24 protein-coding genes, 1 tRNA gene and 1 pseudogene are annotated in these 26,335 nt (G+C 42.2%); 14 read left to right on the top strand and 12 right to left on the bottom strand.

Annotated features, from left to right (window positions below; genetic code table 11):
• Positions 1–334: 334 nt before the first annotated feature.
• Positions 335–460: a hypothetical protein gene (locus V7K27_RS28460; RefSeq protein ID WP_334951744.1), complete on the bottom strand. Its 126-nt coding sequence runs from the start codon at positions 458–460 to the stop codon at positions 335–337.
• Between the two features lie 282 nt (positions 461–742).
• Positions 743–816, bottom strand: a tRNA-Pro gene (locus V7K27_RS28455).
• 146 nt (positions 817–962) lie between these two features.
• Here V7K27_RS28455 and lipA point away from each other — a divergent pair.
• From lipA to V7K27_RS28435, 4 genes are all read left to right on the top strand, one after another.
• On the top strand, positions 963–1,841 hold the full coding sequence (gene lipA, locus V7K27_RS28450; protein WP_334951743.1) for a lipoyl synthase: 879 nt from the start codon (positions 963–965) through the stop codon (positions 1,839–1,841).
• A 67-nt stretch (positions 1,842–1,908) separates the two neighbouring features.
• Positions 1,909–2,838: an NAD(P)H-dependent glycerol-3-phosphate dehydrogenase gene (locus tag V7K27_RS28445; protein WP_334951742.1), complete on the top strand. Its 930-nt coding sequence runs from the start codon at positions 1,909–1,911 to the stop codon at positions 2,836–2,838.
• Positions 2,839–3,637: 799 nt separating this feature from the next.
• Positions 3,638–4,888, top strand: a complete 1,251-nt coding sequence (gene sigC, locus V7K27_RS28440) for an RNA polymerase sigma factor SigC (protein WP_334951741.1) — start codon at positions 3,638–3,640, stop codon at positions 4,886–4,888.
• 581 nt (positions 4,889–5,469) lie between these two features.
• Positions 5,470–5,925, top strand: coding sequence for a Fur family transcriptional regulator (locus V7K27_RS28435; protein WP_334951739.1), 456 nt, complete (start codon positions 5,470–5,472; stop codon positions 5,923–5,925).
• Between the two features lie 364 nt (positions 5,926–6,289).
• Here V7K27_RS28435 and V7K27_RS28430 read toward each other — a convergent pair whose 3' ends face one another.
• From V7K27_RS28430 to V7K27_RS28415, 4 genes are all read right to left on the bottom strand, one after another.
• Positions 6,290–7,429, bottom strand: a complete 1,140-nt coding sequence (locus tag V7K27_RS28430; protein ID WP_334951738.1) for a peptidoglycan-binding domain-containing protein — start codon at positions 7,427–7,429, stop codon at positions 6,290–6,292.
• Between the two features lie 9 nt (positions 7,430–7,438).
• Complete coding sequence (cobN, locus tag V7K27_RS28425) at positions 7,439–11,779, bottom strand: cobaltochelatase subunit CobN (protein WP_334951737.1); 4,341 nt, start codon at positions 11,777–11,779, stop codon at positions 7,439–7,441.
• 245 nt (positions 11,780–12,024) lie between these two features.
• A complete protein-coding gene (locus V7K27_RS28420; RefSeq protein ID WP_334951736.1) occupies positions 12,025–12,858 on the bottom strand; it encodes an ATP-grasp domain-containing protein in 834 nt (277 codons plus the stop codon).
• Between the two features lie 169 nt (positions 12,859–13,027).
• On the bottom strand, positions 13,028–13,879 hold the full coding sequence (locus V7K27_RS28415; protein WP_334951735.1) for a hypothetical protein: 852 nt from the start codon (positions 13,877–13,879) through the stop codon (positions 13,028–13,030).
• Positions 13,880–14,013: 134 nt separating this feature from the next.
• On the opposite strand from V7K27_RS28415, the gene V7K27_RS28410 reads away from it, so the two are divergent.
• The 4 genes and pseudogenes from V7K27_RS28410 to V7K27_RS28395 all read left to right on the top strand — a co-directional run bounded on the left by V7K27_RS28410 (position 14,014) and on the right by V7K27_RS28395 (position 16,860).
• Positions 14,014–14,925 (top strand): metallophosphoesterase family protein, encoded by a 912-nt coding sequence (locus V7K27_RS28410; RefSeq protein WP_334951734.1) that lies wholly within the window; start codon positions 14,014–14,016, stop codon positions 14,923–14,925.
• A gap of 5 nt (positions 14,926–14,930) precedes the next feature.
• Entirely contained in the window at positions 14,931–16,280 is a 1,350-nt protein-coding gene (locus V7K27_RS28405; RefSeq protein WP_334951732.1) for an AAA family ATPase, read from the top strand.
• Between the two features lie 68 nt (positions 16,281–16,348).
• A pseudogene (locus V7K27_RS28400) lies at positions 16,349–16,486 on the top strand (helix-turn-helix domain-containing protein); the annotation flags it as partial.
• Positions 16,487–16,566: 80 nt separating this feature from the next.
• On the top strand, positions 16,567–16,860 hold the full coding sequence (locus V7K27_RS28395) for an antibiotic biosynthesis monooxygenase family protein (RefSeq protein WP_334951730.1): 294 nt from the start codon (positions 16,567–16,569) through the stop codon (positions 16,858–16,860).
• Between the two features lie 48 nt (positions 16,861–16,908).
• On the opposite strand, the gene pcrA is transcribed toward V7K27_RS28395, so the two are convergent.
• The 3 genes from pcrA to V7K27_RS28380 form a co-directional block, all read right to left on the bottom strand.
• Positions 16,909–19,233, bottom strand: coding sequence for a DNA helicase PcrA (gene pcrA / locus V7K27_RS28390; protein WP_334951728.1), 2,325 nt, complete (start codon positions 19,231–19,233; stop codon positions 16,909–16,911).
• Between the two features lie 109 nt (positions 19,234–19,342).
• Complete coding sequence (locus tag V7K27_RS28385) at positions 19,343–19,669, bottom strand: acyl carrier protein (RefSeq protein ID WP_334951726.1); 327 nt, start codon at positions 19,667–19,669, stop codon at positions 19,343–19,345.
• Complete coding sequence (locus V7K27_RS28380; protein ID WP_334951724.1) at positions 19,659–19,868, bottom strand: hypothetical protein; 210 nt, start codon at positions 19,866–19,868, stop codon at positions 19,659–19,661. Before V7K27_RS28380 ends, V7K27_RS28385 begins: the two co-directional genes overlap by 11 nt.
• A gap of 449 nt (positions 19,869–20,317) precedes the next feature.
• On the opposite strand from V7K27_RS28380, the gene V7K27_RS28375 reads away from it, so the two are divergent.
• From V7K27_RS28375 to V7K27_RS28365, 3 genes are read left to right on the top strand one after another with little or no spacing between them, the layout of a single operon-like run.
• Positions 20,318–21,286: a sodium-dependent bicarbonate transport family permease gene (locus tag V7K27_RS28375; protein WP_334951722.1), complete on the top strand. Its 969-nt coding sequence runs from the start codon at positions 20,318–20,320 to the stop codon at positions 21,284–21,286.
• 4 nt (positions 21,287–21,290) lie between these two features.
• Entirely contained in the window at positions 21,291–21,602 is a 312-nt protein-coding gene (locus tag V7K27_RS28370) for a P-II family nitrogen regulator (protein ID WP_334951721.1), read from the top strand.
• A 27-nt stretch (positions 21,603–21,629) separates the two neighbouring features.
• A complete protein-coding gene (locus V7K27_RS28365) occupies positions 21,630–22,331 on the top strand; it encodes a carbonic anhydrase (RefSeq protein WP_334951790.1) in 702 nt (233 codons plus the stop codon).
• Here the strand turns inward: V7K27_RS28365 and V7K27_RS28360 are convergent.
• Entirely contained in the window at positions 22,328–22,456 is a 129-nt protein-coding gene (locus V7K27_RS28360) for a hypothetical protein (protein WP_334951720.1), read from the bottom strand. The two genes, V7K27_RS28365 and V7K27_RS28360, sit on opposite strands and share 4 nt — an antisense overlap.
• 329 nt (positions 22,457–22,785) lie before the next feature.
• Between V7K27_RS28360 and V7K27_RS36610 the strand changes: the two genes are divergently transcribed.
• Both V7K27_RS36610 and V7K27_RS28355 read left to right on the top strand, forming a co-directional pair.
• Entirely contained in the window at positions 22,786–22,971 is a 186-nt protein-coding gene (locus tag V7K27_RS36610; RefSeq protein WP_442947655.1) for a DUF6888 family protein, read from the top strand.
• Entirely contained in the window at positions 22,968–23,156 is a 189-nt protein-coding gene (locus tag V7K27_RS28355) for a DUF6887 family protein (RefSeq protein WP_334951719.1), read from the top strand. Before V7K27_RS36610 ends, V7K27_RS28355 begins: the two co-directional genes overlap by 4 nt.
• Positions 23,157–23,183: 27 nt before the next feature.
• Here V7K27_RS28355 and V7K27_RS28350 read toward each other — a convergent pair whose 3' ends face one another.
• Positions 23,184–23,669: a hypothetical protein gene (locus V7K27_RS28350; protein ID WP_334951718.1), complete on the bottom strand. Its 486-nt coding sequence runs from the start codon at positions 23,667–23,669 to the stop codon at positions 23,184–23,186.
• Between the two features lie 80 nt (positions 23,670–23,749).
• Between V7K27_RS28350 and V7K27_RS28345 the strand changes: the two genes are divergently transcribed.
• A complete protein-coding gene (locus V7K27_RS28345) occupies positions 23,750–24,013 on the top strand; it encodes a hypothetical protein (RefSeq protein ID WP_334951716.1) in 264 nt (87 codons plus the stop codon).
• Between the two features lie 87 nt (positions 24,014–24,100).
• Here the strand turns inward: V7K27_RS28345 and V7K27_RS28340 are convergent, their stop codons facing one another.
• Positions 24,101–25,774 carry a sensor histidine kinase gene (locus V7K27_RS28340; protein ID WP_334951714.1) on the bottom strand — a complete coding sequence of 558 codons (1,674 nt, stop codon included), beginning with the start codon at positions 25,772–25,774 and terminating at the stop codon, positions 24,101–24,103.
• Positions 25,775–26,335: the final 561 nt, after the last annotated feature.

Genomic DNA, 26,335 nt, shown 5'->3' with positions numbered 1-26,335 from the left:
TATTGGACGCGGGCAAGATGCCCGCACTACAATATTTTTGGGTTTTCGTGTTATACAATTTAGCTGCACATCAACTTAACTCTTGATTATTAACCTTTCCCGCCAGCTTGTTCCACTGCCGTTAACCACACTTTCTGCTGTTCATGGGGTTCAATCCCCCAATGCTTGCGGATAGCTCGACCTAAAAGTTGAGCATCACTGTGTAAAGAAGAAAGTTGAAGAAGAATGCAGAATCCAGAATTCAGAATTCACCAATCTTTCAGTCGGGGATTGGGACTCGCCACTACGAAAGTTGACCACCAAATCATAGATTTGGTGGGGGTCTTAAACCCAGTTATTCATCCGCTTTTTCGGTCAGAATACCCAACTGAATTCTGACGACTGGCGCCAATATTGCTGTTCGATAAAATTGAACCTCACGAGTGGTTTTGTTCCAAAGACGACGCTCCCGAACAACCATGACAACACTTTGCAGTCCAGCCCAGATTTTGGGTTGGTAAAGTTCACCAAGAGACGAAATCGGAACAGACCAACAGCAGCGAATTTCTGTGCGATGATGTTCTTTGACCTTTTAGCTCAATGTTTTGTGATTGATTTTGTGCTTGGACGGGCTTCTAGTTAATTTGTTAACGCTTGCAAGAGCAACTTTGATGACATTAATTTGTTAACAGCGATATTAATTCGTTAATCACGACATTAATTTGTTAACGACGACAAATAATTAGTTATTCGACAAAAAAAATCGGGATGACTGGATTCGAACCAGCGGCCCCTTCGTCCCGAACGAAGTGCGCTACCAAGCTGCGCCACATCCCGCCATAAAAATGGCATTATAAATTAAGAATATCACAACCGATGCCAAATCAGAGAATTATATCTATATATATGAATATATGATCACTTCATCAAAGGCTTTGCTTGCTACGATTAAATTTGTATAACTCTAATGGTAAAAGCGGATTGTGACTGTAAAACCAGACTGGTTGCGGGTGAAAGCACCTGGGCGTGAGCGCATCGGTAACGTTAAAGAAATTTTGCGGGATTTAGCCCTCAATACAGTTTGCGAGGAAGCGTCCTGTCCGAATATTGGTGAATGCTTCAACGCTGGGACTGCTACGTTTTTGATTATGGGCCCGGCTTGTACACGCGCTTGTCCCTACTGCGATATTGATTTTGAGAAAAAACCCAAACCACTAGACCCCACGGAACCTGCACGACTGGCCCAAGCTGTTCGCCGCCTAAAACTGAATCATGTAGTAATCACTTCTGTAAACCGAGATGACTTGCTTGATGGTGGTGCATCTCAGTTTGTGGGGTGTATTAATGCGGTTCGCTCTGTTTCACCCAACACCACAATTGAGGTGCTAATTCCTGACTTATGCGGTAATTGGAATGCTCTAGAGTTGATTCTACAAGCTGCGCCAGAGGTATTAAACCACAATACCGAAACTGTCCCACGCCTATATCGCCGGGTGCGTCCCCAAGGAAACTACGATCGCACATTAGAATTATTGCAGCGAACTCGCCAACTTCTCAAGAGCACATACACTAAATCCGGCATCATGGTTGGACTCGGTGAAACTGATGCCGAAATCCGCCAAGTTATGCAAGACTTACGAACTGTGGATTGCGACATTTTGACAATTGGGCAATACCTCCAACCCAGTCAAAAACACTTGCAAGTAAATGAATTTGTCAACCCAGAACAATTTGCTGCTTGGAAGGCATTCGGCGAAGAAATAGGATTTTTACAAGTTGTTTCTTCACCCTTGACAAGAAGCTCATATCATGCTGAACAAGTCAGGGAATTAATGGAACGTTACCCCCGCAGCCAATTTTAGATTTTAGACTTGTCGTGAGCGTTCAGTCGAACGATTTTAGATTTTAGATTGGTGAGACTCTTGATTAATGACTAATCCAAAATCTGTAGCAATTCTGGGTGCAGGTGCTTGGGGTGCATCTCTGGCAAATCTCGCAACGGCGAATGGTCATCAGGTGCGCGTCTGGTCGCGTCGGGGTTCCCAAACTCTCCCAGCAGTTTTAAAAGATGTCCAAATAGTTCTGTCTGCTATCTCAATGATTGGTGTGAGAGATGTTGCTTCGCAAGTCCACTCTTTCCCCCTTTCTCCAGAGACAATTTTTGTCACAGCGACGAAAGGCTTAGACCCCCAAACCACCTGCACGCCGTCACAAATTTGGCAAACAGTATTCCCTAACCATGCAGTGGTTGTTTTGTCTGGGCCTAATTTATCGAAAGAAATTCAAATGGAATTACCAGCAGCAACGGTGGTAGCCAGTAATATTCCCACAGCTGCGGAAGTAGTGCAGTTAGTATTTTCGTCTCAACGTTTCCGGGTATATACCAATGCCGATCCCTTGGGGGTGGAACTGGGGGGAACACTGAAAAATGTGATTGCGATCGCAGCTGGTGTGTGCGATGGTTTACAACTGGGAACCAATGCCAAAGCTGCTTTAGTCACCCGTGGACTTACAGAAATGGTTCGCATCGGCAATGACTGGGGTGCAAAGACAGAAACATTTTATGGTTTATCAGGTCTAGGAGACTTGTTAGCAACGTGCAATAGTCCCTTAAGTCGCAATTACCAAGTCGGCTACCAGCTAGCTAGTGGTAAGTCACTTACAGAAACTCTTGCAAATTTACAAGGAACTGCTGAAGGAGTGAACACTTGCCAAGTTTTGATGCAACGAGCCAAGCAACAAAACATTGCTGTTCCGATTACCGAGCAAGTTTATCGGTTACTTCAAGGCGAAATCACACCCCGACAAGCACTTGATGAACTGATGCTGCGAGATATCAAGCCAGAGTACAACTACTAGTACCGCAAGGCGGAATTGAAAATTCACTCATTCAAAATTCAAACAGGTATACAGCGTAAGCGTTTTATTGATTTGGAATGAGTGGTTTATTTACCCTGTGCTGTACTAGTGGTCTGTCAAGGAAACTTAGACGAGTAAATAAATTCTTCAATTTCTCTTTTTTCCTTCTTACTTCGCGCTCTTTGCGTCCTTTGCGGTTCGTTCTCTTATCCATCAAAATTAATGGGACAGACTCTAGTGGTCTGTCAAGTTGAAATTAACGAGTTAAGACTGACACGGAAGAAGACACATCACCCACTCTTTGCGTCTTCTATCTCCGTATCAATAAAACTTTTGCCGTTAATACTAATCACTTACCCCGACATCTATTAGTTATACTTATAACTTAATAATCCTGAGAAAAAATTGGTAAATCGTCAGGATATTACTTTTGTAGCCATGTAAATGTGACTATGCCAATTATAAAGCATGATATTCACTGAAGTATGTTTATACGGTGTTACAAAAGTTACTATCACGACCCTTGAAGATTGAAATGTTAACTAAGTAGTTTAAATATTGAAAACCTAGCTGCGGATTTGAATAGCTATTGGTTGAATCAAAAGTTTACTAGCCGATTAAGTTCAGTAATAGTGTATCCAATAGAACCATTACACTTAATTTGTAAAAAAATTGTAATGGAACCTTCAACTGTGTTAGTTCATCGTGAATCGCGGGAACAATAGCAACAGTTGAATAGCTGACCGTAATCTAAGCTGACCGTAATCTATTGTTACCTGGAGCCATTGAGACAATCTTTATGCCAGCAACATCTTTTTATGCAGATGCCCCCTACAACACCAAAAAGTCCCGCCAGGCTTTGAATTCCGATCTCACTGTTGATGAAAGTGAGTTATCGGCAGATGACCTACAGGAGCTGGAGATGGCTTCTGTTGACCACGCTAACTTTGCTGCTAACAATAACCGTCGTAGTACAGACCTAGTACGTTTATATCTTCAGGAAATTGGTCGAGTTCGCTTGTTAGGGCGCGATGAAGAGGTTTCAGAAGCTCAAAAAGTCCAACGCTACTTGCGGATGCGGATAGTGCTTGCTAACGCCGCCAAGCAAGGGGATGAAGTGATTACGCCCTATCTTCGGTTAGTTGAAGTTCAAGAACGTTTGACTTCCGAACTCGGACATCGCCCGTCTTTGGAAAGATGGGCTGCCACTGCTGACATAATTTTATCGGATCTTAGACCAACTTTGGCAGATGGCAAACGTCGCTGGGCTGAAATTGGCAAGTTGACAGTAGAAGAGTTGGAGCAAGTTCAGTCCCAAGGACTCCAAGCAAAAGAACACATGATTAAGGCTAATCTTCGCCTAGTTGTGTCTGTTGCTAAGAAGTATCAAAATCGCGGTTTGGAATTGTTGGATTTAGTCCAAGAAGGCACACTCGGTTTGGAACGGGCTGTAGAAAAATTTGACCCCACTAAGGGTTATCGCTTCAGTACCTATGCTTACTGGTGGATTCGTCAGGGAATTACACGGGCGATCGCTACTTCTAGTCGGACGATCCGCCTACCGGTTCATATTACCGAAAAGTTAAACAAAATCAAAAAAGCCCAACGCAAAATTGCTCAAGAAAAAGGTCGCACCCCGACTCTAGAAGATTTAGCAACTGAGTTAGAGATGACACCGACCCAAGTACGAGAAGTTTTGTTGCGGGTGCCTCGCTCCGTTTCTTTGGAAACCAAAGTAGGCAAGGATAAAGACACTGAGTTAGGCGAATTACTCGAAACTGACTGTGTAACCCCAGAAGAGATGTTAATGCGAGAATCTTTACAAAGAGATTTGCATCATCTTTTGTCAGATTTGACTAGCCGGGAGCGCGATGTAATTTTGATGCGGTTTGGTTTGGCAGATGGCCATCCTTATTCTTTAGCAGAAATTGGCCGCGCGCTCGACTTATCGCGGGAACGAGTTCGGCAAATTGAATCCAAGGCTTTGCAAAAGCTACGTCAACCCAAGCGCCGCAATCTCATCCGCGACTATTTGGAGTCTCTAAGTTAGTCATTTGTCATTAGTCATTTGTCATTAGAAAACTATACTTGGCAAATGACTAGGGACAAAAAACTGATTTTATCCCAGGTTAAAACCCTCTTCAAAGTCTCTCGTTCCCATGCTCTTCATGGGAATGGCTGCTGACTCCAGTTAAATATTGAGTCAGAATTGAGTCAGAGACTCAATGAATGCATTCCCATACGGAGTATGGGAACGAGGAACTAGGGACAAAAGGCTGATTTGATCCCCAGTTCAAAAGCCTTTTAGAAGCTTGTAGCAAATAATTTGCATTTAATTGCACAAGAGTTTCCCTAGACTTTTGCTCAGATATCTTGAAGGTGGGGATCAACTAAGCAATTCAAAATTCATTCATTCAAAATTCAAAGTCAAGGGATGCAATCGTTATAAGTATCCTAACTATTAGCTGTATGCAAATTAAATGCACTACAGCTTATTAGTTGAATTTTGCTCAAGATTGATCAATTGTTCTTAAATATTTAGTAAATATTCTCAATAGTTAATGATTGTTGCAAATTGCTCCCAAGATTTGTTATATTCTCAACTAATGAGCTTTGTTGAGAAATATTAGTATGACTGTCTACACAACTACTTCACTCAAGGCAGAACTGAACGAACGAGGCTGGCGTTTAACTCCCCAGCGCGAAACAATTCTACACATTTTTCAAGAACTTCCGCAAGGTCAACATCTGAGTGCGGAGGATCTTTATCATCGGCTAGAAACTGATGGTGAAGGGATCAGTCTGTCAACTATTTATCGGACTTTGAAGTTGATGGCAAGGATGGGAATTTTAAGGGAATTAGAACTGGGCGAGGGACATAAGCATTATGAGATCAACCAGCCTTATCCCCATCATCACCATCACCTAATTTGTGTCAGGTGCAACTCAACCATTGAGTTTAAAAACGACTCAATTTTAAAAATTGGGTCGAAAACGGCTCAAAAAGAAGGTTTTCACCTGCTTGACTGTCAAATGACCATTCATGCAGTGTGTCCCAAGTGCCAACGGGCGCTGATGCCGCTTTAGCACTTGGGTGGATAACAAAACGAAACTACTCAAATTAACCAAATAAGTGGAATTTTGAGCAGTTCGTAATTTACTGTTATTGGAGGCAAGCAAGCAGTTGCGGACTGATACTAAGAACACCAAAGCGGATGTTAAAAGCTAAAGAAGAATTCAGGAGTCAGAATTCAGGAGTCAGAATTCAGGAGTCAGAATTCAGGAGTCAGAATTCAGGAGTCAGAATTCAGGAGTCAGAATTCAGGAGTCAGAATCAATACTTCGGCAGAGCTACGTAACCATGAGTGGGGGACTTAAACCCCTTGATTCATCGGCTAGTCGTACAGAATACCCAACTGTATTCTGACCCCTGACTCCTGAATTCTGTTTGTTAAAAGCGTCCGCTCTTAAGATCCTTGAGACTGATGCCGTAAAATTCCTGGGCTTGTTTAATTGCTTTTTTGGTGTCATCTGCCATCACACCGTTCAGCTTGCCTTTATAAAAACCCCGCTCCCGTAGTCGCGTTTGGATTTCTAGGGTATTAAATTCGCTTTTGCTAGCAGTATTAACTGAGCTATATAACTTAGCTCGCGTAGTTGGGCCAGCAACGCCACTTGCTGTTAAGAAATTAGCTGCCTGGAATCTCCGTACAGCATCGGCAGTATAGGGGCCATAGTAGCCATTTGGCTCTCCCTCTAAATATCCTGCCTGGATCAATTGTTCTTGGACAATTCTAACTGGCTCACCGCGATCGCCTACACGGAGTTTATCTCGATTGACTATCTTTTTGGGAGCATCTTCTCCATCACCGATGCCAACTCCCGGCAATTTACGCGCTGTTGCTGGGCCAACAATTCCATCAACGCTTAATTTGTAAGAATCTTGGAACCGCTTGACAGATTCTTCGGTAATTGGGCCAAATATCCCTGTGGCGTTTCCGTAATAAAAGCCTGCGATTCTTAAGCGTTCTTGCAAAACCCTGACATCTTCACCTTCATCTCCCTTCGCAAGGTAGTTGGAATTGCGGCGCTTGCTAGTGGCTGAACTAGCTGAACTAGTAGTGCTGGGTTTTTTGGCTTGTGTACTTACAGCAGTAGTTTTTTTAGCTTGTGTAGCCGCAGTTGTGGGCTTTTTCGCTTGCCAATTTTCTAATTTTTGCAGGGTGCTTGCTTTCACAATGCCGTCTACTGGTAAACCAGCGGCCTTTTGGAAGCGCCGCACAGCTTCTTCTGTAGATACGTCATATACTTTGGTAACAGAAGCTTGATAAAAGCCTGCTCGTTTCAACTGTTGTTGGAGATTTCTGACAGAAGGACCTTGATCGCCTTTTTCCAGTGCCATAACGCCGCTGACGGCGCTAAGAATGGACAAAGACAGAGCAAGGGGCATCATATACTTCCAAGCCCTACCAGAAAGCCGATTCCAGTCTGGTGCAGCTGCGTCCTTAAACAAAGAACTGAGGGAGACCAATTCACTGGGTGTACTGTCTTCGTAGGCGAAAGCTAGGTGCAAATACGCAAGATTTTCCATATTTGTTTCCTACACCATTGATTTTTCTTCGATAACTGCTTCAGCTTGATGTACTAGGTTCCTCAAAGCTTCTAGTGTTCCGATATTTACATCCTCCCACAAATTGCGCTTGTGTGCTTCTAATAATCTTTCAGCAATATCACGCAGAGCATAAGGGTTCTTTTCCTGAATAAATTCCGAGACAATTGGATCGAGTAAATAAGCCTCTACTATGCCTTGATACATATAATCTTCGACACATTTAGCTGTTGCATCGTATGCGAATAGATAATCTACCGTCGCTGCCATTTCAAAGGCACCTTTGTAACCGTGGCGCATGACTCCGGCAATCCACTTGGGATTAACTACGCGAGAACGATATACCCGTGCAATTTCTTCTTTCAGTTGGCGAACGCGTGGTTGGGCGGGTATGGAATTATCACCAAAATAAGTTTGGGGATTTTTCCCCTGTAGAGAACGCACCGCAGCTGTTAAACCACCCTGAAATTGGTAATAATCATCAGAATCGAGTAGGTCATGTTCACGGTTATCTTGATTGTGCAGGACAACTTGCATTTTCGCCAACCGTTGCTCGAAGGCTTCGGTATTGGGGAGTGGGGAGTGGGGAGTGGGGAGTGGGGAGTGGGGGGATGAGGGGGATGAGGGGGATGAGGGGGATGAGGGGGATGAGGGGGATGAGGGGGATGTTACTGTTGCTTCCCTTGCTCCCTCATCTCCCCCTGCTCGGCTTCCTGAGGAGTAGGCGTAAGAACTCCAGTTGATGTAGGCGCGAGCTAAATCTTGGTCGTCTGTCCAGTTTTGTGATTCAATTAAACCTTGGAGTCCGGCGCCGTAAGCACCTGGACGAGAACCAAAGATGCGATAGCGCGATCGCACCACTGCTGCTTCTAAACTTAATCCTTGTTTAGTCCACAAATCAGTTTCTTGGCGAACTGCATCTGCAAGGGGATTTTGTTCTGGCGGTTCATCCAAGTCTGCTACTGCTGATACTGCTTGAGCGAATAAATCAATTAAGTTGGGAAAAGCATCTCGAAAGAATCCCGAAATTCGCAAGGTGACATCTACACGGGGACGCCCCAAAATCGCTAGGGGCAAAATTTCAAAGTCCACTACTCGCCGTGCTGCACCATCCCATACAGGTTGGACTCCAAGTAAAGCCAATGCTTCGGCAATATCATCACCGCCTGTCCTCATGGTTGCAGTTCCCCACATTGATAAACCTAATGTTTTGGGATACTCACCATGCTCTTGAGTGTAATATTCCACGAGAGTTTCAGCAGCTTTTCTACCGATATCCCAAGCTGTCTCTGTAGGAATGGCGCGAATATCGACAGAATAAAAGTTTCTCCCTGTTGGTAGAACTTCTGGGCGTCCGCGCGTGGGTGCGCCAGATGGAGCGCTTGGGACATAACCGCCATCAAGTCCGTGTAATAAATGGGTGATTTCTTGGTGGGTTTGTTGTAAAGCGGGAAGGAGGCGATCGCGTATCCAGGTAGAGACGCGATTCATCGCGTCTCTATTCATCGCGTCTGTGCTGGGGGGAGAGACGCGATGAATCGCGTCTGTACAAGAATTTTGATTTCTAAATTCTGAATTCTGAATTCTGACTTCTGAGTTCTGAATTATGAGTTGTTCTACTAAGAGGGCGGCGTGTTCTTCTAGGACTTCGACGATATCGCCGAGGGTACGGCATTCTGTGCCATTGACTATCGACCATTCACCACTAGGCATTGACAAATCTGCTGTGAGAGGGTCGAAATCTAAACCCCAATCTTGAGCGATCGCACGGGTAATACCTGAAGAATGGCGATTGGGTATGCGAGCGATCGCTACTATTAAATCTCGTAGCTGGCGTCCTTGGGGACATTGCCCAAAAATGTGCAAGCCATCGCGGATTTGAGCTTCTTTCAATTCACAAAGATAGCCACCGATGGAATTCAAAATTAAAGATTCAGAATTAAAAATTTCGGTTTCATTTTGGATTCCTAAATCTAGATGGAGATTTTCTTTGATCACCAGTTCGTGGATGCGATCGCGAATCACTGGCAAACGCGAAGGATCTAAACTGTCCGCTTCATAATATTCATCAATTAAATTTTCCAATTGTTGCAAAGAACCGTAGAGTTCCGCACGAGTCATCGGTGGCGTGAGATGATCTATAATCACCGCTTGAGCGCGACGTTTGGCTTGGGAACCTTCACCAGGGTCATTCACAATAAACGGGTACAGGTGGGGAAGTGCGCCAAAAGCTACTTCTGGATAACAATTACTGGATAAAGCCACACTTTTACCGGGTAGCCATTCGAGATTTCCGTGTTTCCCTACATGAACTACAGCATCAGCACCAAAACATTCTCTCACCCAATAGTAGAAAGCTAAATATGCATGGGTTGGTTCTAAATCCGGCGCATGATAATTCAAACTGGGGTCATTATCATAACCCCTTGGTGGCTGAATTCCCACAAAAATGTTACCGAGTTGAATTCCAGAAACGGGCATTGGGCATGGGTTATTCCCCTTATCTCCCTTATCTCCCTTATCTCCCTTATCTCCCTCATCCCCCTCATCCCCAATTTTCACTCCCCACTCCCCACTCCCCACTCCCCACCTTTCACTAATACCTTGCTGGACTGCTGGCGGTAAAGAAGCGAAATACTCTTGATACTCTTCCCAAGAAACACTTTGGTGTACCGGAAGCCATTCTTGACCTTCGGGGTCATTTGTGACGCCAGCTGTCAACCGTTGAATCAACTCATCTCCTTGAGCAGGTGGATTTTCTACTTGATAACCAGCCTGATGTAAAGCTTGCAGGATTTCTACACAACTAGCTGGGGTGTCGAGTCCCACACCATTAGCAAGGCGGCCATTTCGGTTGGGGTAGTTTGCCAGAATTAGGGCAATTCGCCGTTCTTGCGGTGGTTTGGAACCTAGACGCGCCCAATTTGCTGCTAGTTTAGCAACGAACTCAATGCGATCGCTCACTGGTTCATAAATTACCACATCTGTCTCTAGATGAGGATTACGAGTTTGCACTTCTTTAAAAGACACAGCACGAGTAATAATCCGCCCATCTACTTCTGGTAGCGCCACATTCATCCCAATATCGCGGGGAGAAAGCCCTTGAAACTGTGACTCCCACTGCTCAATTGACCCGCCACTGAGGATCACCTGCAACACAGGCACATCTAAATTTTGCCACAGGTCGGTTTGGGGTGTTTCGGTTTCCAAGCGTGCTAGAGAAAAACTGGTGGTATTCAGCAGCACAGTTATTGATTCGGCTTCTTTGGGTTGGAAAAATTCACTCAACTCAATTTGAACATCAGGTTCACGCAATGAGGAAACAAACACTGGCACTGGTTGTAAATTTTTCTGTACCAAAGCTTCGCATAAAGCATCAATTACCTTAGTGTTTCCCGCTAAATAATGGGCGCGGTAGAAAAGGATGCCGACTTTGGGCATTGGGCATGGGGCATTGGGCATTGGGCATTGTAAGCCTTGAGGTTCCGAGATGGATGAACGGAGTTCCGAGGTGGATGAATCCAGTTCTGAGGTGGATGAATCCAGTTCTGAGGTGGATGAACGGAGTTCCGAGGTGGATGAACGGAGTTCTGAGGTGGATGAACGGAGTTCTGAGGTGGATGAATCCAGTTCTGAGGTGGATGAACGGAGTTCTGAGGCGGATGAATCCAGTTCTGAGGTGGATGAACGGAGTTCTGAGGTGGATGAATCCAGTTCCGAGGTGGATGAACAAGATTCTAACTCTCCCTCATCCCCCTCATCCCCCTCATCCCCACTCCCCACTCCCCACTCATACAATCCCACACGCGGAATTGTCCGGGGTGGCGCGGGATTGTATGCAGTTAACAAGCAAGCGTCGGCGATAAATTGCAGAGCATTAACAAAATTTTCCACGCCGCCTTCGCTAAAATACTGCCATATCTGGTTAACAACACCCAAAGGAACGGTAGACAGGGAAATTAAATCGGGATCAAAAGCGTCGTCCCCTGGCATTACAATCAGGTTTCTACCATTACGTTGTACAATTTCCTGCACTACTTCTAAGCCATAACCCCAGTATGAGCGTCCCCCTAACAGGCGCAAAATAATTACTTCGGCAAGTTCCAAAACTTGCTCTCCATAACTATCTACACTTAATTGTTGCTGCAACTGCAACAGGTTGGCGACTCTTAATGCAGGAAAGCTTGCAGGTAATTTTGTCACCGCAGCTGCCAAAGTTTGAATGTCGGTATCAGCAGCCGTAATCAACACGAAAGGCGCTGGAGTTTGTTCTAGAAAAATTAAACCCTCTGATTGATTCCATCCACCCGATGTGCTACTTATACGATGCATAATTCTGTCTTACCGTTTTAAACTGTTGGTTAGGAATTTCCAAAAAATAGATTATCCAAATAAACGAAAAACATCCAAAATTTTCTTGTGGGACGGGTGAGGACACCCATCCCATATTCAAGGCGGGCAGGATGCCCACCCCACAAGAGGCATAATTTATTTCTTGGAAGTTTCTTATTAAATAAAACTCTATCCCTTTATCGGTAAAATATTCTGACTTCTGATTTATTACTTCTGACTTCTATTTATTTTGAGGCTAGGCTAATTAGGATTTTTTCAAAAAGTTTCAACGCGTACTCTTTTCCATTGTCTCTAGTGAAAATGCTAAAATTGGGGTGAGAATTGATTTCAATTAACCAATATTGGTTATCTCGATCTAATCCGATATCTAAACCACCATAATCAAGGTCTAATTCTTCAAAAACTGGTTTAGCAAAATTAGTAATCTCTAACAATATTTGTGGATCGTTGATATACTTTGCTTTTGCACCATTCCAGTGCAGAGGACTGAGATTACCCTCAAATTTTGCATCAGTTATATCTTTTTCATACAGCAAAACTAACTCTTTATTTAAGAAAACCGCTCTATATTCAGATTTTATGTGAATAAATTCTTGAGCGAGAGCGACATAATCATACTTTTTAAAATTGATATTAAAAATCTCTTTTAAAGCAGTTTCAATTTCATCTTGATTTTGGCATAAAAATACATTATGTCCGCTCGAACCAGAATTCCTTTTAATAATCACTGGTGTTTCAAAATTTTCTTTGATTTCTAATACGATATCTTGAATAGTTGGAAATTTTAAGTAAATCTTATATTGGGTATCACAAAAAGGCGAAAGAAAACCTACTGTCCGAGGAAGTTTAACTTTTTCTTTTAAAATATGGTAAGTATATTCTTTGTCTCTTATCAGGTGTGCTACTGCTTGATTAATTAACGGAGTGCTAAAGTTACAAAAATAATGCGGTTTACTATTCAGTTTTATTTTGACTAAGTTTTCAGCAGGATGAATAATTTCATAGCTGATGTTTAAGTTTTCACAAGCTTGGAGCAATAGCGAAATGTTGTCTAACATAAATACTTAAAGTTAAACGTCCTAAGAAAATTTTTAGATGAATTCTTACGGGAGCATCTCAATGAGTGTAAAAAGCCTTTTAAAACCTCACCCCAACCCTCTCCTTGGTAAGGAGAGGGAGCAAGAATCTTGTTTATCGTCTGGTATATTTGCAAAACTGAATTACGAATTATGAATTATTTGAACTTGCCGTTTGCCGTTTAAAAATCACAATCTCAGTACCAACAACTGGGTTACGCGCTATCAGCCTATTTTGGGAATCGATAATTTCTAAATGGGTAAAATCAAGTTCTTGAGAGCGTTGTAATATCTCCGCAGCTAGTTTGTCCTGCTGAGATTCTTTGAGAGTGTACCAATCATCATTAATTTTGACAGTTAGATTACTCGTGCGGAAGTTGGCTTGAATTGACTTTATCAGACCAGAGGCAATGCGATCGCTAATTTCCGCTACCTGATTTTCAATCGCTGCAATCAAGGCTTGTTCTGGCGTCAATTCTATGATTGGTGTCGGCGTGGGAATTGGTTCCGGTTCCGGTTCTGGCGTAATTTCCTCTGGTGGCTGTGGCGGCTGTGGTTCTGATACGACTGACTCCGGTGGAGTAGTTATCCTTGGTGTCGGTACAGAAACCTCCTCAACTGGTGGAACTGTTGCTACTTCAGTAGGTTTACCAGTAAAGAGAGTCGTAGTTGTCCAAACAAGAATTACAGCAATTGCAGTAACAATTCCCGTCAAAGCTGTATCTGATAACTTTGTTGACAAATTTGATGGTATAAACAAGCGGATTGTCCTTAACAATCCACCCCATCGCAACTGAAACTGCTGGAAAAAACTGGGTTTTTCCTCAGTACCCGGTGGTGGTGCTGTCTCCAGTTTCTCCACCGTTACTTCTAAAACCCCAATCGTCCCTTGGAGAAGTTGGATAATTTTAGCCTTCCAAAATGGCTGAACTCTCTGGTAAGGTTTTTGGGGAGGTTGAGTTACCTGCTCATCCGTCGGTTTTGATTGATTGTCTTGTGACATGGAACTTTCACCAAAAGCAGCGAATCAAAGACAAACAACGTACATTATTACTGGTGCTGCCTCTTTTGCCTTAATGTATCACTTCATTGCTCATTGTTTCCGCTAAACTGACTATTTATTAAATTTGGTGAATTATGAACTTGAAACGCCGTCAATTTTTAATTAGCCTCAGCGCCTTTGGTACAGGTTTTTTCGGCTGGATGTTAGCTCATCGAAATCATCAAAGTGCTGATATTGCGGATTCAACAACAGCTATAGCCGCCAACCCAGCCAAAAAAGACTTGTTATTACGTTTTGTGTCTGTGGCTGATACGGGGACTGGCGCTAAAGGACAGTATGCTGTGGCTGCGGCAATGAATGCTTATCACAAGCAAAATCCTTATGATTTAGTCGTTTTAGCTGGAGACAACATTTATAATAACGGCGAAATTGAAAAAATAGGCGAAGTTTTTGAGCGTCCCTATCAAGCTTTGCTAAAGCTTGGTGTGAAATTTCAGGCTTGTTTAGGTAATCACGATATTCGTACTGATAATGGTGATCCACAAGTCAAGTATGTAGGCTTTAATATGAAGGGACGTTACTATACATTTAAACGTAATCAAGTACAATTTTTTGCTTTAGATACTAACAGTAATGCTAATTGGAAAAACCAGCTATCTTGGTTACAAAAAGAATTAAGTCTTAGTAATGCTCCCTGGAAAGTGGTGTTTGGACATCATCCAATTTATTCATCGGGTCAGTATGGGAGTAATCCAGATTTTATTAAAACTTTCACTCCTCTATTTCAAAAATACGGCGTTCAACTTTACATCAATGGCCACGAACATAGTTACGAACGCACTCGTGCTATTGATGGTACAACTTATTTAATTTGTGGCGCAGGTGCAGGTAATCGTCCTGTAGGGCGTTCTGAGTGGACAGAGTATTCAACTAGTAATTTAAGTTTTGCTTCTTATGAGGTCTATAAAGATAGAATAGAAATAAGTGCGATCGCTACTGATAATCGCGTTTTTGATAAAGGTATTATTCAATTAAAATCAGCGTAATTATTATGAAAGTCAAGCGCTTGACAATGCAATCATTCCGTGGAATTGGTGATTTGACGCTTGAGTTCGATCAAACGAGTCCAACGGCGCTGATTGGTATTAACGGCGTGGGCAAATCTAGTATTCTTGATTGTCTCGCTATTCTGCTGTCACAGATGATAAGGGAGATTGCATATGCAGAGTCAAGAAGGAGAAATAGGATTCAAGGAGGAGTAAATTTTTATTTAGGTCCTAAAATTATCAATGAATACGAAAAATCTATTCCCGGAAAGCCAGATATCGAAAAACGTTTGTTCAGCGAAGACGATATTACAAACGGACATCAAAAGACACATAACGAGATTAAAATATTTCTGCAATCGAGGGAAGTAAGCTGGTTTTTGACAACCTTTAGTAAAGAACGCAGCGAAGAACCAAACATAGAAAATACAGACTTAAACACAGCTGCTCAAGATATTCACCGTCAGTGGGAAGCAAATCCTAATTTTAACTTGCCTTTAGCCATTTATTACCCGGTTAAACGTTCGGTTCTTGGGATTGACATGGAAATTACAGAAACGCATTCATTGAAACAGATAGATGCTTATGATCAAGCGCTAAACGGAGTACAAATTGGTTTTCATAGGTTCTTTCAATGGTTTAGATCCTTGGAAGATTTAGAAAATGAAGAAAGGCGGGATAACCCTGAATTTAAAACCCAGCAGATAGAAGCAGTAAGACAATCTATTTATTCACTAATTCCAGGTTTTTCTAATTTACGGGTGCGTCGTTCTCCCCTGCGGATGACTGTGCAAAAACAAGGTGAAGAACTGATAGTTAATCAGCTATCTGATGGGGAAAAATGCTTGTTGGCAATGGTGGGTGATTTAGCAAGACGATTAGCGATCGCTAACCCTAGTTTACCAGATCCACTCCAAGGTAGTGGTGTTGTTTTAATTGATGAAATTGAACTACATCTACACCCAAAATGGCAACGAGAAATTATTCCGGCGTTGACAAGAACATTCCCCAATTGTCAATTTATTGTCACCACTCATTCACCTCAAGTAATTAGCCAAGTAAAGCCTGAAGGAATTTACATTCTAGAAAAAACAGACGAAGGTGTTGTTGCTAAAAGACCAGAAAGTTCCTTTGGAAGAGACAGCAATCGTATATTAGAAGACCTCATGGGTGTTCCAGAACGTCCGCAGGAAATTAAGGAAAGTCTTTTAGAACTTTTTCGACTAATTGATGCTGGAAATATTGAAGGTGCTAGGCAATTACGTCAACAATTGGCTAATGAAATTGGAGCAGATGAGCCAGAGTTTGTCAAAGCAGATGTACTCATTCGGCGCAAGGAAATTCTCAACCGATGAAGCACATCAAAAAGAGTCAGGAACCAGAAACATTTACCAAGTGGAAGGGTCTAGAAAATGATGATTGGAAACCTAGGGATTTAGTCGATATTTTTGGCTCCAAAGGTATTATTTCAGAGGTAATAAATGGAAAAAGAAGTATTAGTAAAAGTCAAGCCAAAGCACTAGGAACTTTTTTCCATGTATCACCTGCATTATTTTTGTAGCCCCAAAAGTTGAGGGAGGTTTTATTAATAAATTCTCCCTTAACAATATAAGATTAGTTTAATTATCACCAAAAAAGCTTATGATTCTTGAGGCAGTTATTCTTCATGTCAAACCAGGGCTAGAATCTGATTTTGAAGCTTCTTTTAAAAAAGCTTCTAGTCTTATTTCCTCAATCAACGGATATTTATCTCATGAACTGCATAAATGCATAGAAGTCAAAGGTAAATATTTATTACTTGTTAAATGGGAAAATTTAGAAGCTCATACTGTTGTATTTAGAGGCTCTGCTGAGTTTCAAGAGTGGAAAAAACTTCTGCATCATTTTTATGATCCATCTCCCATTGTTGAACACTTTGAAGAAATTGAAATATGAAAAACAAGATCCCCGACTTCTCAAAGAAGTCGGGGATTTGTGGCTGTATCACTCTACTCGTTGCAACTGCGCTACTCTTGGGTCAACAATTTTTTGTCCCAAACTGGCAAATTTAATTGCCACAGACATCTTATTACCCGTTCCGAAAACATGAGTGATTTCACCAAGCCCAAAAGTTTTATGTAATACTCTCTCGCCCACTTGCCAATTCTGCTTTGCATCTTGTTTTTCACTAGGATTAGCGGCACTTTTAGTATAAGTTTGACGACTCAGACGTTTAGTAGATAATAATTCTTCTGGTAATTCGTCGAGGAATTGCGATCGCATGGCGGCTTCACGAGAACCATACAAACGACGTTCACGCGCGTGTGATAAAAATAACCTTTCTTGGGCGCGAGTAATTCCCACATAACACAAGCGGCGTTCCTCTTCCAAAGATGCGGGATCACTCAGCGATCGATAGCCGGGAAATAGACCTTGTTCTAATCCCACCAAAAAGACTACTGGAAATTCCAAACCTTTGGAAGCGTGCAAAGTCATCAAAGAAACGGCTGTTTGGCCTTCTTTTAAGTTATCCAAATCGGAACTGAGGGCGGCGCTACTCAGAAAATCTCGGAGGGAAACCTCTTCGTTTTCTTCTTGAAATTGCAGTGCAGCGTTGTAAAGTTCCTGGACGTTTTGTACCCGATCTGTGGCTTCATCTGTGCCTTGATTCATCAAGTCTTGAACGTAACCAGAGTCTTCTATTATTCCTTGCAAAACCTCAGTTACGGGAACTGTGGCGATTTGTTTTTGCCAACGGCTAATCATTTCGGCAAAGCTATTTACAGCTTTTGTCGCCCGTCCAGCTAATGTATTAACTGATGTCTCATCGCTGAGTATTTCCCACAAGGTTGTCCCTAATTGCTGGGAAGCATTCACCAAAGCGTCAATAGTGGTTTTGCCAATTCCCCGCCGGGGAGTATTGATGACTCGTAATAAACTGACTGTATCAGCTGGGTTAGCGATCGCTCTTAAATATGCGACGACATCTTTAATTTCTTTGCGATCGTAAAACTTCATTCCGCCCACAACTGTGTAAGGAATTTGATATTTCACCAACAATTCTTCAAAAGGGCGAGATTGGGCGTTTGTCCGATAAAGTATGGCAAAACTACCCCAGTTCAACTCTGGATTTTGGTTTTCTAAAGTGCGAATCTGATTAATTACAAATGCCGCTTCTGCGAGTTCTTCATCGGCTTTGTGACAAGTAATCTGCTCACCTGGCCCCCGCGTCGCTTTCAGGATTTTATCAATCCGTTGGGTGTTATTTTCAATCAGTTCATTAGCCGCTTGCAGAATGTTTTCACAAGAACGATAGTTTTCTTCCAGCTTAACCATTGTCCGGGTGTCATCATCTACCAAACCATCACCAAAGTCTTCCTGAAATCCCAGCAAAATGGTGAAATCTGCCATCCGAAAACTGTAAATCGATTGATCTGCATCGCCGACAACGAAAACTGAGCGATTTTCCCATTTCCATTCACTCTTTCTGGTTTCGCCATTAGTAACTAATAAGTGGATGAGTTGATACTGAGTGCGGTTAGTATCCTGATATTCATCTACGAGAATATGGTGAAACTTGCGATGCCAGTAACCCAATACTTGCTCATTTTGTTGAAATAATCTAGTAGGTACAAGAATTAGATCATCAAAGTCGAGAGCGTTGTTTTGTGCTAACTTATCTTGATATAAATTGTATACTTGAGCAATTATTCGTCCGCGATAATTGGGTTGTTCTTGCTCAAACTCTTGAGGTGATAAACCTTGGTTTTTAGCATTACTAATAGCGTAGCGAACAGAGCGAGCGTCAAACTTCTTATCGTCTAAATTTAGCTGTTTATTAACGATTTCTTTGATCAGAGTTATAACATCTGATTCATCAAAGATAGAGAAATTGCGATTCCAACGGCGTCCTTTTTCGTCTACGTATTTTTCAATATCAAAGCGGAGAATGCGAGAAAATAGACTGTGGAAAGTGCCACACCATAAGTCTTTGATCGTATTTTTGTAAACTTGCGATCGCAATTGCATTTGTTGATATTCTGTCAACAAATCAAACTTCTGACCATGTTGTTTCATAGCCAGTTGTTCCGCAAACAGCCGTTGAATCCGGTCTTTCATTTCCCGTGCGGCTTTGTTGGTAAAAGTAACCGCCAGGATATTTTCTGGATTAACGCGGTGTTTCAGAATCAGATTCGCAATGCGATAAGTCAGCGCTCGTGTTTTACCGGAACCTGCGCCAGCAACAACTAGCAACGGGCCGCAGTAATGTTCGACGGCTTGACGTTGGCTAGGGTTAAGGTGACTGAGAAAGTCGAGGGTTGTAGTCATGGATGTGAAAAAGCGATCGCCTGAGAGAGTCGCTATTGCCCAGGTTACAACATCTTAACGAAACTTGGTCAATAAACATTGTGTAGCAATATTCTTAACCAGATGTCTTCTATACAACAGCAGGTATTTTGGCGCTACTAATGCCACGAGGTGATGTAATAGCATCGGCAGGTTCAATTACCTCAGCTAAGGCATCTAGTTGTTCTCCAAGATAATCAGAATTTTGCAAGATTTCTGGATTGACAAAATCATGTCTGAGCAGAGCATAAACACAAACCCTACCATCTGGGGATTGCCGATATCGCAAAGACGGGTTGTAGCCCATATCTTCCAATAACTTCAGGGTTTGTGCAAGACTCATATTTTGCACAGCAGTCAGTTCTACTGCTAAAAATACTTCTCCAGGTTTCGGAATGACTGGAAGCTCAAGCCTCATAAATCTCCCCCTCAAATTGGCATTCGTAACGTTTTCCTTTACCTACTTTCTTGGGTTGACCAATTAACTTCACCAGTGCTTTCCCTTCCACAGTCGCTTCTTGTGCTTTTATTTGACATTTTTGCATAGCTTCTGCTTCAGTGTCAGCCCAAACATAATCAGTCCAGATTTCCTTTGGTTTTTCCGGGTCTTCCAGCATTTTATCAGTTTAAACTGTTCTAGCTCCGTTTTGCACTTGGCTGCTCCGGCTCATGTCCCGACAATACGTTAACTTTTCTACGTAGAAAAGTTAGCCGCTAGTTATTCCTGCGCGTTGTGTCGTAAAATCAGCGACGGGGAATCAAACATCAAAACATGGTGGGCAAACTCTCACTTGTTCTGTTGTCAACAGAGCTTACAGCTATTTTCAGTTAATTGAACTACACATTCCCATAGGGATACATCAATGTTCCCTAGCCCGTGGTTTATTTGCTTGAAAAACGCTGTAATACCTAACTGAGAGTATAGTCACCAATAGGACTATTCACTCCTTGAGTACCCAATTGACATTGGGTAGCAATACACGATACATCATCATTGAACCGTTAAATTTTTAAAGATGAAAAATTTCTTTAATTGCAGGTTTCACCAGTATAAAGAGGGGTGGATATGGATTTTAGCTTAATTGTATCCAACATTTTGAATCCGCCAATCCTGTTTTTCTTTTTAGGCATGACTGCCGTTTTTGTCAAGTCTGATCTGGAAATTCCCCCACCAGTACCCAAACTCCTTTCGTTGTATCTGCTATTTGCCATTGGTTTTAAAGGAGGGGTAGAACTAATCAAAAGCGGACTCAATCAGGAAGTAATTCTAACGCTCCTGGCAGCAATGTTGATGGCTTGTTTTGTTCCAATTTACACCTTTTTTATCCTGAAGTTGAAATTGGATACTTACGATGCTGCGGCGATCGCAGCAACCTACGGTTCTATCAGTGCCGTTACTTTCATCACTGCTGGCGCTTTTCTGAGTGAGCTTGGTATTCAGTATGATGGCTACATGGTAGCAGCTCTTGCTCTGATGGAATCTCCAGCAATCATTGTTGGTCTGATTTTGGTGAGTATATTCACCGCCGATGAAAAACGAGAGTTTTCTTGGTCGGAAGTTTTGCAAGAAGCATTTCTTAATAGTTCAGTTTTTCTATTAGTCGGTAGCCTCTTAATCGGCGTCTTGACAGGACAACGTGGTTGGCACGTCTTAGAACCCTTTGCTCAAGGGTTGTTTTATGGCATTCTCACCTTCTTTTTACTGGATATGGGACTAGTCGCAGCTAGAAGAATTAAAGACTTGCAAAAAACCGGAGTTTTCCTGATTTTATTTGCGATACTAATTCCAATACTCAATGCAGGCATTGGGTTGGTGATTGCCAAATTCATCGGTATGCCTCAAGGAAATTCGCTGTTATTCGCTGTATTGTGTGCCAGTGCTTCTTACATTGCTGTCCCAGCTGCGATGCGGATGACTGTTCCCGAAGCAAATCCCAGCCTGTATGTTTCTACCGCTCTAGCAGTGACATTCCCGTTCAATATTATTGTGGGAATTCCGTTATATCTCTACGGAATTAACCTATTTTGGAGGTAATAATATGCACGTAGTTAAAAAGATAGAAATTATCGCCAACTCCTTTGAGCTTGCCAAAATTTTAGAGAGTTTAGACAAGTCGGGTGTACATAGCCATGCCGTAATTAGAAATGTTGTTGGTAAAGGATTACGAGGAACGACAGAAGATTTAGACATGACCATGCTTGATAATGTTTACATCCTGGCGTTTTGTATGCCAGAAGAACTCAAGCGTGTTGTAGAAAATATCAGACCACTCCTGAATAAGTTCGGAGGTACTTGTTACGTTTCCGATGTGATGGAAATTCGCTCTGTCAGATGTGTCGCGTCTCTGTAAAAAATTGTAAATTCAATGAAGCATTTCATGGAACGTCGTAACTTTTTGAAGTTAGGAATGACCGGGGCATTTGGAATGATGCTAACTGCCAGCGATTTACTCTGGCAGGTTGAACAGGCTAAAGCTGCCGAAATACCCTCAAACTCCCCTGAATCCCTCAATCCCGATGCAGCGTTGCAAAAGCTGATGGAGGGGAATCAGCGATTTGTTGCTCATCAACCCCAATACCCCGATCAAACTGCGCTGCGGTTGCAGGAAGTTGCTCAAGCTCAACATCCATTTGCAACTATTCTGAGTTGTGCGGATTCACGAGTACCCGCAGAAATTGTTTTTGATCAGGGCATTGGGGACATCTTTGATGTGCGGATTGCCGGAAATATTGCCACCCATGAAGCGATCGGCAGTATTGAATATGCGGTTGTCTTGTTAGGTTCTCCACTGCTGATGGTGATGGGTCATGAGCGTTGTGGGGCTGTAACCGCAGCTGTCCAAAATGAATCGTTACTCGGTGATATTAGTACTTTTGTTAAGGCAATTAAGCCAGCCCTGAAAAAGGTCAAGAATCAGCCGGGTGATGCGGTTGAAAATGCTGTGGTGGCAAATGTCCAATATCAAATTGAACGGTTGAAACACTCAAAGCTTTTAACTGAGCAGGTGCGATCGGGCAAATTGAAAATTGTCGGGGGTCGTTACGACTTGGATACAGGAAGAGTAAGTATTATTACTTAGTTCGTCGGAGAATTGCTAGATGAGGGGGATGAGGGTAGGGTGTTGACTCTGTACCCTTTAGCCCATAAGACTTCATGCAAAAAATGTGTCGCCTGTTTTTGACCTAAAGTGCCTGAAACAGGCACTTTAGGTCAAACAAAAAATAACACGAATAATTTTCCCAAAAATTCCCGAAAAATGCACAAAGTCAACAGCCTACTCTCAGGGGTATACCAGCATTACTCATCTGGGTGAGCGCGGTCATTTTCTAACCCATGACTGAAGATTAGCTGTATCTCTGACTGCGTTAGAACCTTAGCGCGTCCGTGCCGATTGATTTTCATTGGCAGACTGTAGACGTAGACCCTGTAACCCTCAGCCTACGACGTTTTGACACATGATTTGCATAACTGTTTGATCTTTAGGTGAAACTAGAGGTGGTAGTACAAAAAATAAAAATTCTGAGGAGGTTTGAATCAAACCACTGCATCCTACAATAGAACAGCTAGAAACCTTCTACCGCGTATGTGTACGAGCAAGCAATCTATTAAGAACAATTGAATTAACTCGCTACGATACACGCTCTCAAAGAATCGTAGTGTTAATAGGCGAAACAATTCAAGTAGAAATTTTAAGTAACGGTGAGGAATTAATTCAATGAGTAACTATCAACAATTAAGCGAAGCCGAGCTGAGAACTTATGTAAAAACACATCCAGATGATGAGGAGGCTTTTCAACATTATTTAACAATTATGAGGGCAAAACCTAACAGGGTTGTAGTTAGTACAGAGGAACAAGCCCTAATTGAATTTAGGAAGAGAATACAAGCGGATTCAACACCCTAAAAACCGCCCTAACCTCATCAAACCCAATCAATCACCCATTCCCTCACAACCCCAATTCTCACCCCGTAGCGCGTCTCTAGCTGTGGGGTTAAAGAACTCATCTAAGATAATTATCAGTGCTTCTGTTTGCGATATAAACCGCTTTTTACCAGAAGATTCAAGCAACTTCTTCTTTTTCATAACAAATTCGTCAATTTTAGCCTTCTGCTCATCATTCAATTTGAACGAGAACTGTTTCCCTGTCTTTGTCTTGTCCCGATTCCTCTGACCTTTTTGGTTAATCCAAAATATATTATTGTCTTCCGGTAACTGAAATTTATCAATAGCAGCTTTAAATATATCTGTGGCGAACTCATATTCTTTACGTGTGATCGCCTCTTCTATTTTTTGCGATAATTCTTTTGTTATAGCGGCAGTACTAGCATAGGTAATATCCGAACTGAACTTATTGCACTTCTGTGGATTACCTTTACAAGATATTGGCTGAATTCGAGCTAAAAAACAATTCAACATTTCTGCATATAACTTTCCCACAAAATATTGGGGAATATATTAAAACTCAAATCGAACAAATTCCGAAGGGCAAAACTTTTTTGGCAACTTCTGATATCATTGAATCTCTTTTTGGTAAATACAAACATTTTTCCTCTAGATGCCCTCTCAAACAGATAGGTCAGATGATTTTAAGCATTTCTTTATGTACGATGAATTTGGCAACATCTGTGGTTAAGCAGGCGTTAGAAAATATTAGCTATATAGACCTTAAGGATTGGTCGTCTCAAGTTTTTGGACAGTCCATGCTCTCAAAAAGAAAAATCGTATTTTCCACATCAAATGACGACACAGAATTTGCATGAACTTTTCTGGGCGATTTTCCCACAAAGTCAACACCCTAGGATGAGGGAGATGAGGGAATTACCAATGCCCCATGCCCAATGCCCAATTCAATCCTGAACAGTCATTGGTAGACGAATAGTGAAAATAGAGCCGACTCCCGGCTGACTTTTGACAATAATCTCACCACCCATCATCTCGCAAAAGTGGCGGCTAATTGCTAACCCCAGTCCTGTACCTCCATACTTTTTCGTAGTGGAGGTATCTCCTTGTGTAAAAGGTTGAAATAACTGCTGCTGTTGACGGTTAGACATACCTATACCTGTGTCGCTAACGGTAAAAGTAATCATGCCCAAAGGTGCCTCTGGTCGGAATTCATCCTTTTCTAGGTTTACTGTCAGCGTCACCTTACCGTTTGTAGTAAATTTACTGGCGTTGCTGAGTAAGTTTAACAACACTTGCCGCATCCTAGTCTGATCGGCGTACATGGTGCCAAGTTGCTGATCCAAATCCACTTCTAAAACATTGGCATTTTTTTCTATAGCTGGTTTGACTGTAAGGACGACGTTATGAATCAGCGTCGCAATCTCGAATATCTCTGGATAGAGGGTCATTTTCCCCGCTTCAATTTTTGACAAGTCGAGGATTTCGTTAATCAAGTGCAGTAGATGCTTACCAGCAGAGTTAATTGTCTCTAAATCTGTAATAAAGTCTCCCGATAAACCCAGATCGGTAGCGTCGTCTTCTAGAAGTTGGCTCAAGCCAATCACAGCATTTAACGGTGTGCGTAATTCGTGGCTGACATTTGCCAGAAATATGCTTTTTGCCTTGCTAGCAGCTTCGGCTAATTCTTTAGCTTGTTGTAGTTCTTTTGTTCGCTCAGATACTCGCTCAATTAGATGATTTAGAGATTTGGCAAGTAGGCCAATTTCATCTTCAGTGGTGACGGGCGCTCGCAAATCGAAATTAGATTTTCTGGCAACTTGTTCAGCTACTTGGGTGACAATGATCACTGGTTCAGCGATCGCGCGACTGGTTCGCCAAGCTACAATGGCTGCGATCGCCACCGAAACCAGCATACTGATCATCACGATCAATCGCTCAACTACTTTTGCCTGCTCAACGGCTTTTTGCTTTTCTTGCTCTTGATCTTCGGCAGTTTGCAGGATGTTAGTCAAGTTTTGCGAAAGCTGCTCTAGCCGCACGGCTGTTTCACCACGCATAATTGTCAATAACTGCGATCGGGCAGAAGAAATTTGCCTCTGCTGCACTTGTTGAGAGTTAATTTTCTGTAAGACGACCTCGATTTGGTCAACGTAAGCTTTTAAATTATTCTTGTAATCCAGCAATAACGTCTGTAAAGTCGAACTTGTTGCTGCTAGTCTTTTAGGTTTACTATCGATAAATCCGGCAATTTTTGACTCTAATTCTTTAGCTTTTTCAACATTTTTCAGAAAATCGGCTTTTTTGCTTTGTAGCTGTTGGGAATTTTCCAATACCGCAACTAAGTTAGAGCTATGTAATTGCGCCCCGACTACTGCATCTTTATAATTACTCAGTAGTTGCCCTTGTTCATAGGCTTGATTGAATTGCCTAACTTCCTTTCCCCGGTAGTAGCTGGCGATGACTAACCCAGTCAGTGAGCCAAAAAAACCAATTCCGATCGCTACAAAGTACCCATAGCCAATTTTTTGATGGATGCGCCAAGAACTAGCTTTGAGTTTCCCTCGTGAGGGGAATTCTATGGTTGGGAGTTCGTCTGTCGATGGCTCTTCGGCTGACACTTTTTTGCTTTCTGAACTTTTGTCGATCGGGGTTGGCTTTTGAGGAAGGCATTTCTCAAACCTCCTTGCCTTCCCGCAAAAATCACCAAATCAGTCTAGCTTGTGCAAACACTTCAATTGGTGATTAACATCTAGATTATCCTCTTTTATAGTAAGAGCAAATCATTGCTCACTAGATAATTAGCATAATCTTATAATCTAGTATAAGTGATTTAAATAGCAATGCTGCTAAGTACACTTACTGACAGCGAATAGAATTTACTTTTTGCAGCAGCAAGGAATAATTTCCTGCACTAAAGACCTGTCTAAGACCGTCTTCTCTTACCACACCACTTTCCTGAATATACAGTTGATAGCAATGAGTTCTTGCCATCAGGTATGCCACTACTCTACCTTACTGCTTCCTTATAAAATTAATACAATCAGGAAAAAAACAAAAGCTTTGACATTGGGCATTGATTATTTCTCCCTCATCTCCCTCATCTCCCTTATCCCCCTCGTCTTCCCAGTCCCCCAGGTACGCATATCATAAAATAGGTTAAAAGTCTAGTCTATCTGAAT

Origin of the sequence: Nostoc sp. (assembly GCF_036919575.1) — a bacterium.
GTDB lineage: Bacteria > Cyanobacteriota > Cyanobacteriia > Cyanobacteriales > Nostocaceae > Nostoc.
The sequence above is the reverse complement of the archived record's forward strand: the minus strand, read 5'-3'. Positions and strand labels throughout refer to the sequence as shown.

Coding starts and splice junctions, on each gene's coding strand:
- V7K27_RS28355 (WP_334951719.1), top strand. CDS start 22,968: ATGAGTAACTATCAACAATTAAGCGAAGCCGAGCTGAGAACTTATGTA.
- sigC (WP_334951741.1), top strand. CDS start 3,638: ATGCCAGCAACATCTTTTTATGCAGATGCCCCCTACAACACCAAAAAG.
- V7K27_RS28375 (WP_334951722.1), top strand. CDS start 20,318: ATGGATTTTAGCTTAATTGTATCCAACATTTTGAATCCGCCAATCCTG.
- V7K27_RS28350 (WP_334951718.1), bottom strand. CDS start 23,669: ATGTTGAATTGTTTTTTAGCTCGAATTCAGCCAATATCTTGTAAAGGT.
- V7K27_RS28460 (WP_334951744.1), bottom strand. CDS start 460: ATGGTTGTTCGGGAGCGTCGTCTTTGGAACAAAACCACTCGTGAGGTT.
- V7K27_RS28420 (WP_334951736.1), bottom strand. CDS start 12,858: ATGTTAGACAACATTTCGCTATTGCTCCAAGCTTGTGAAAACTTAAAC.
- V7K27_RS28435 (WP_334951739.1), top strand. CDS start 5,470: ATGACTGTCTACACAACTACTTCACTCAAGGCAGAACTGAACGAACGA.
- V7K27_RS28410 (WP_334951734.1), top strand. CDS start 14,014: ATGAACTTGAAACGCCGTCAATTTTTAATTAGCCTCAGCGCCTTTGGT.
- V7K27_RS28385 (WP_334951726.1), bottom strand. CDS start 19,669: ATGAGGCTTGAGCTTCCAGTCATTCCGAAACCTGGAGAAGTATTTTTA.
- V7K27_RS28415 (WP_334951735.1), bottom strand. CDS start 13,879: ATGTCACAAGACAATCAATCAAAACCGACGGATGAGCAGGTAACTCAA.
- V7K27_RS28365 (WP_334951790.1), top strand. CDS start 21,630: ATGGAACGTCGTAACTTTTTGAAGTTAGGAATGACCGGGGCATTTGGA.
- V7K27_RS28395 (WP_334951730.1), top strand. CDS start 16,567: ATGATTCTTGAGGCAGTTATTCTTCATGTCAAACCAGGGCTAGAATCT.
- cobN (WP_334951737.1), bottom strand. CDS start 11,779: ATGCATCGTATAAGTAGCACATCGGGTGGATGGAATCAATCAGAGGGT.
- V7K27_RS28430 (WP_334951738.1), bottom strand. CDS start 7,429: ATGGAAAATCTTGCGTATTTGCACCTAGCTTTCGCCTACGAAGACAGT.
- V7K27_RS28370 (WP_334951721.1), top strand. CDS start 21,291: ATGCACGTAGTTAAAAAGATAGAAATTATCGCCAACTCCTTTGAGCTT.
- V7K27_RS28445 (WP_334951742.1), top strand. CDS start 1,909: ATGACTAATCCAAAATCTGTAGCAATTCTGGGTGCAGGTGCTTGGGGT.
- V7K27_RS28405 (WP_334951732.1), top strand. CDS start 14,931: ATGAAAGTCAAGCGCTTGACAATGCAATCATTCCGTGGAATTGGTGAT.
- V7K27_RS28380 (WP_334951724.1), bottom strand. CDS start 19,868: ATGCTGGAAGACCCGGAAAAACCAAAGGAAATCTGGACTGATTATGTT.
- pcrA (WP_334951728.1), bottom strand. CDS start 19,233: ATGACTACAACCCTCGACTTTCTCAGTCACCTTAACCCTAGCCAACGT.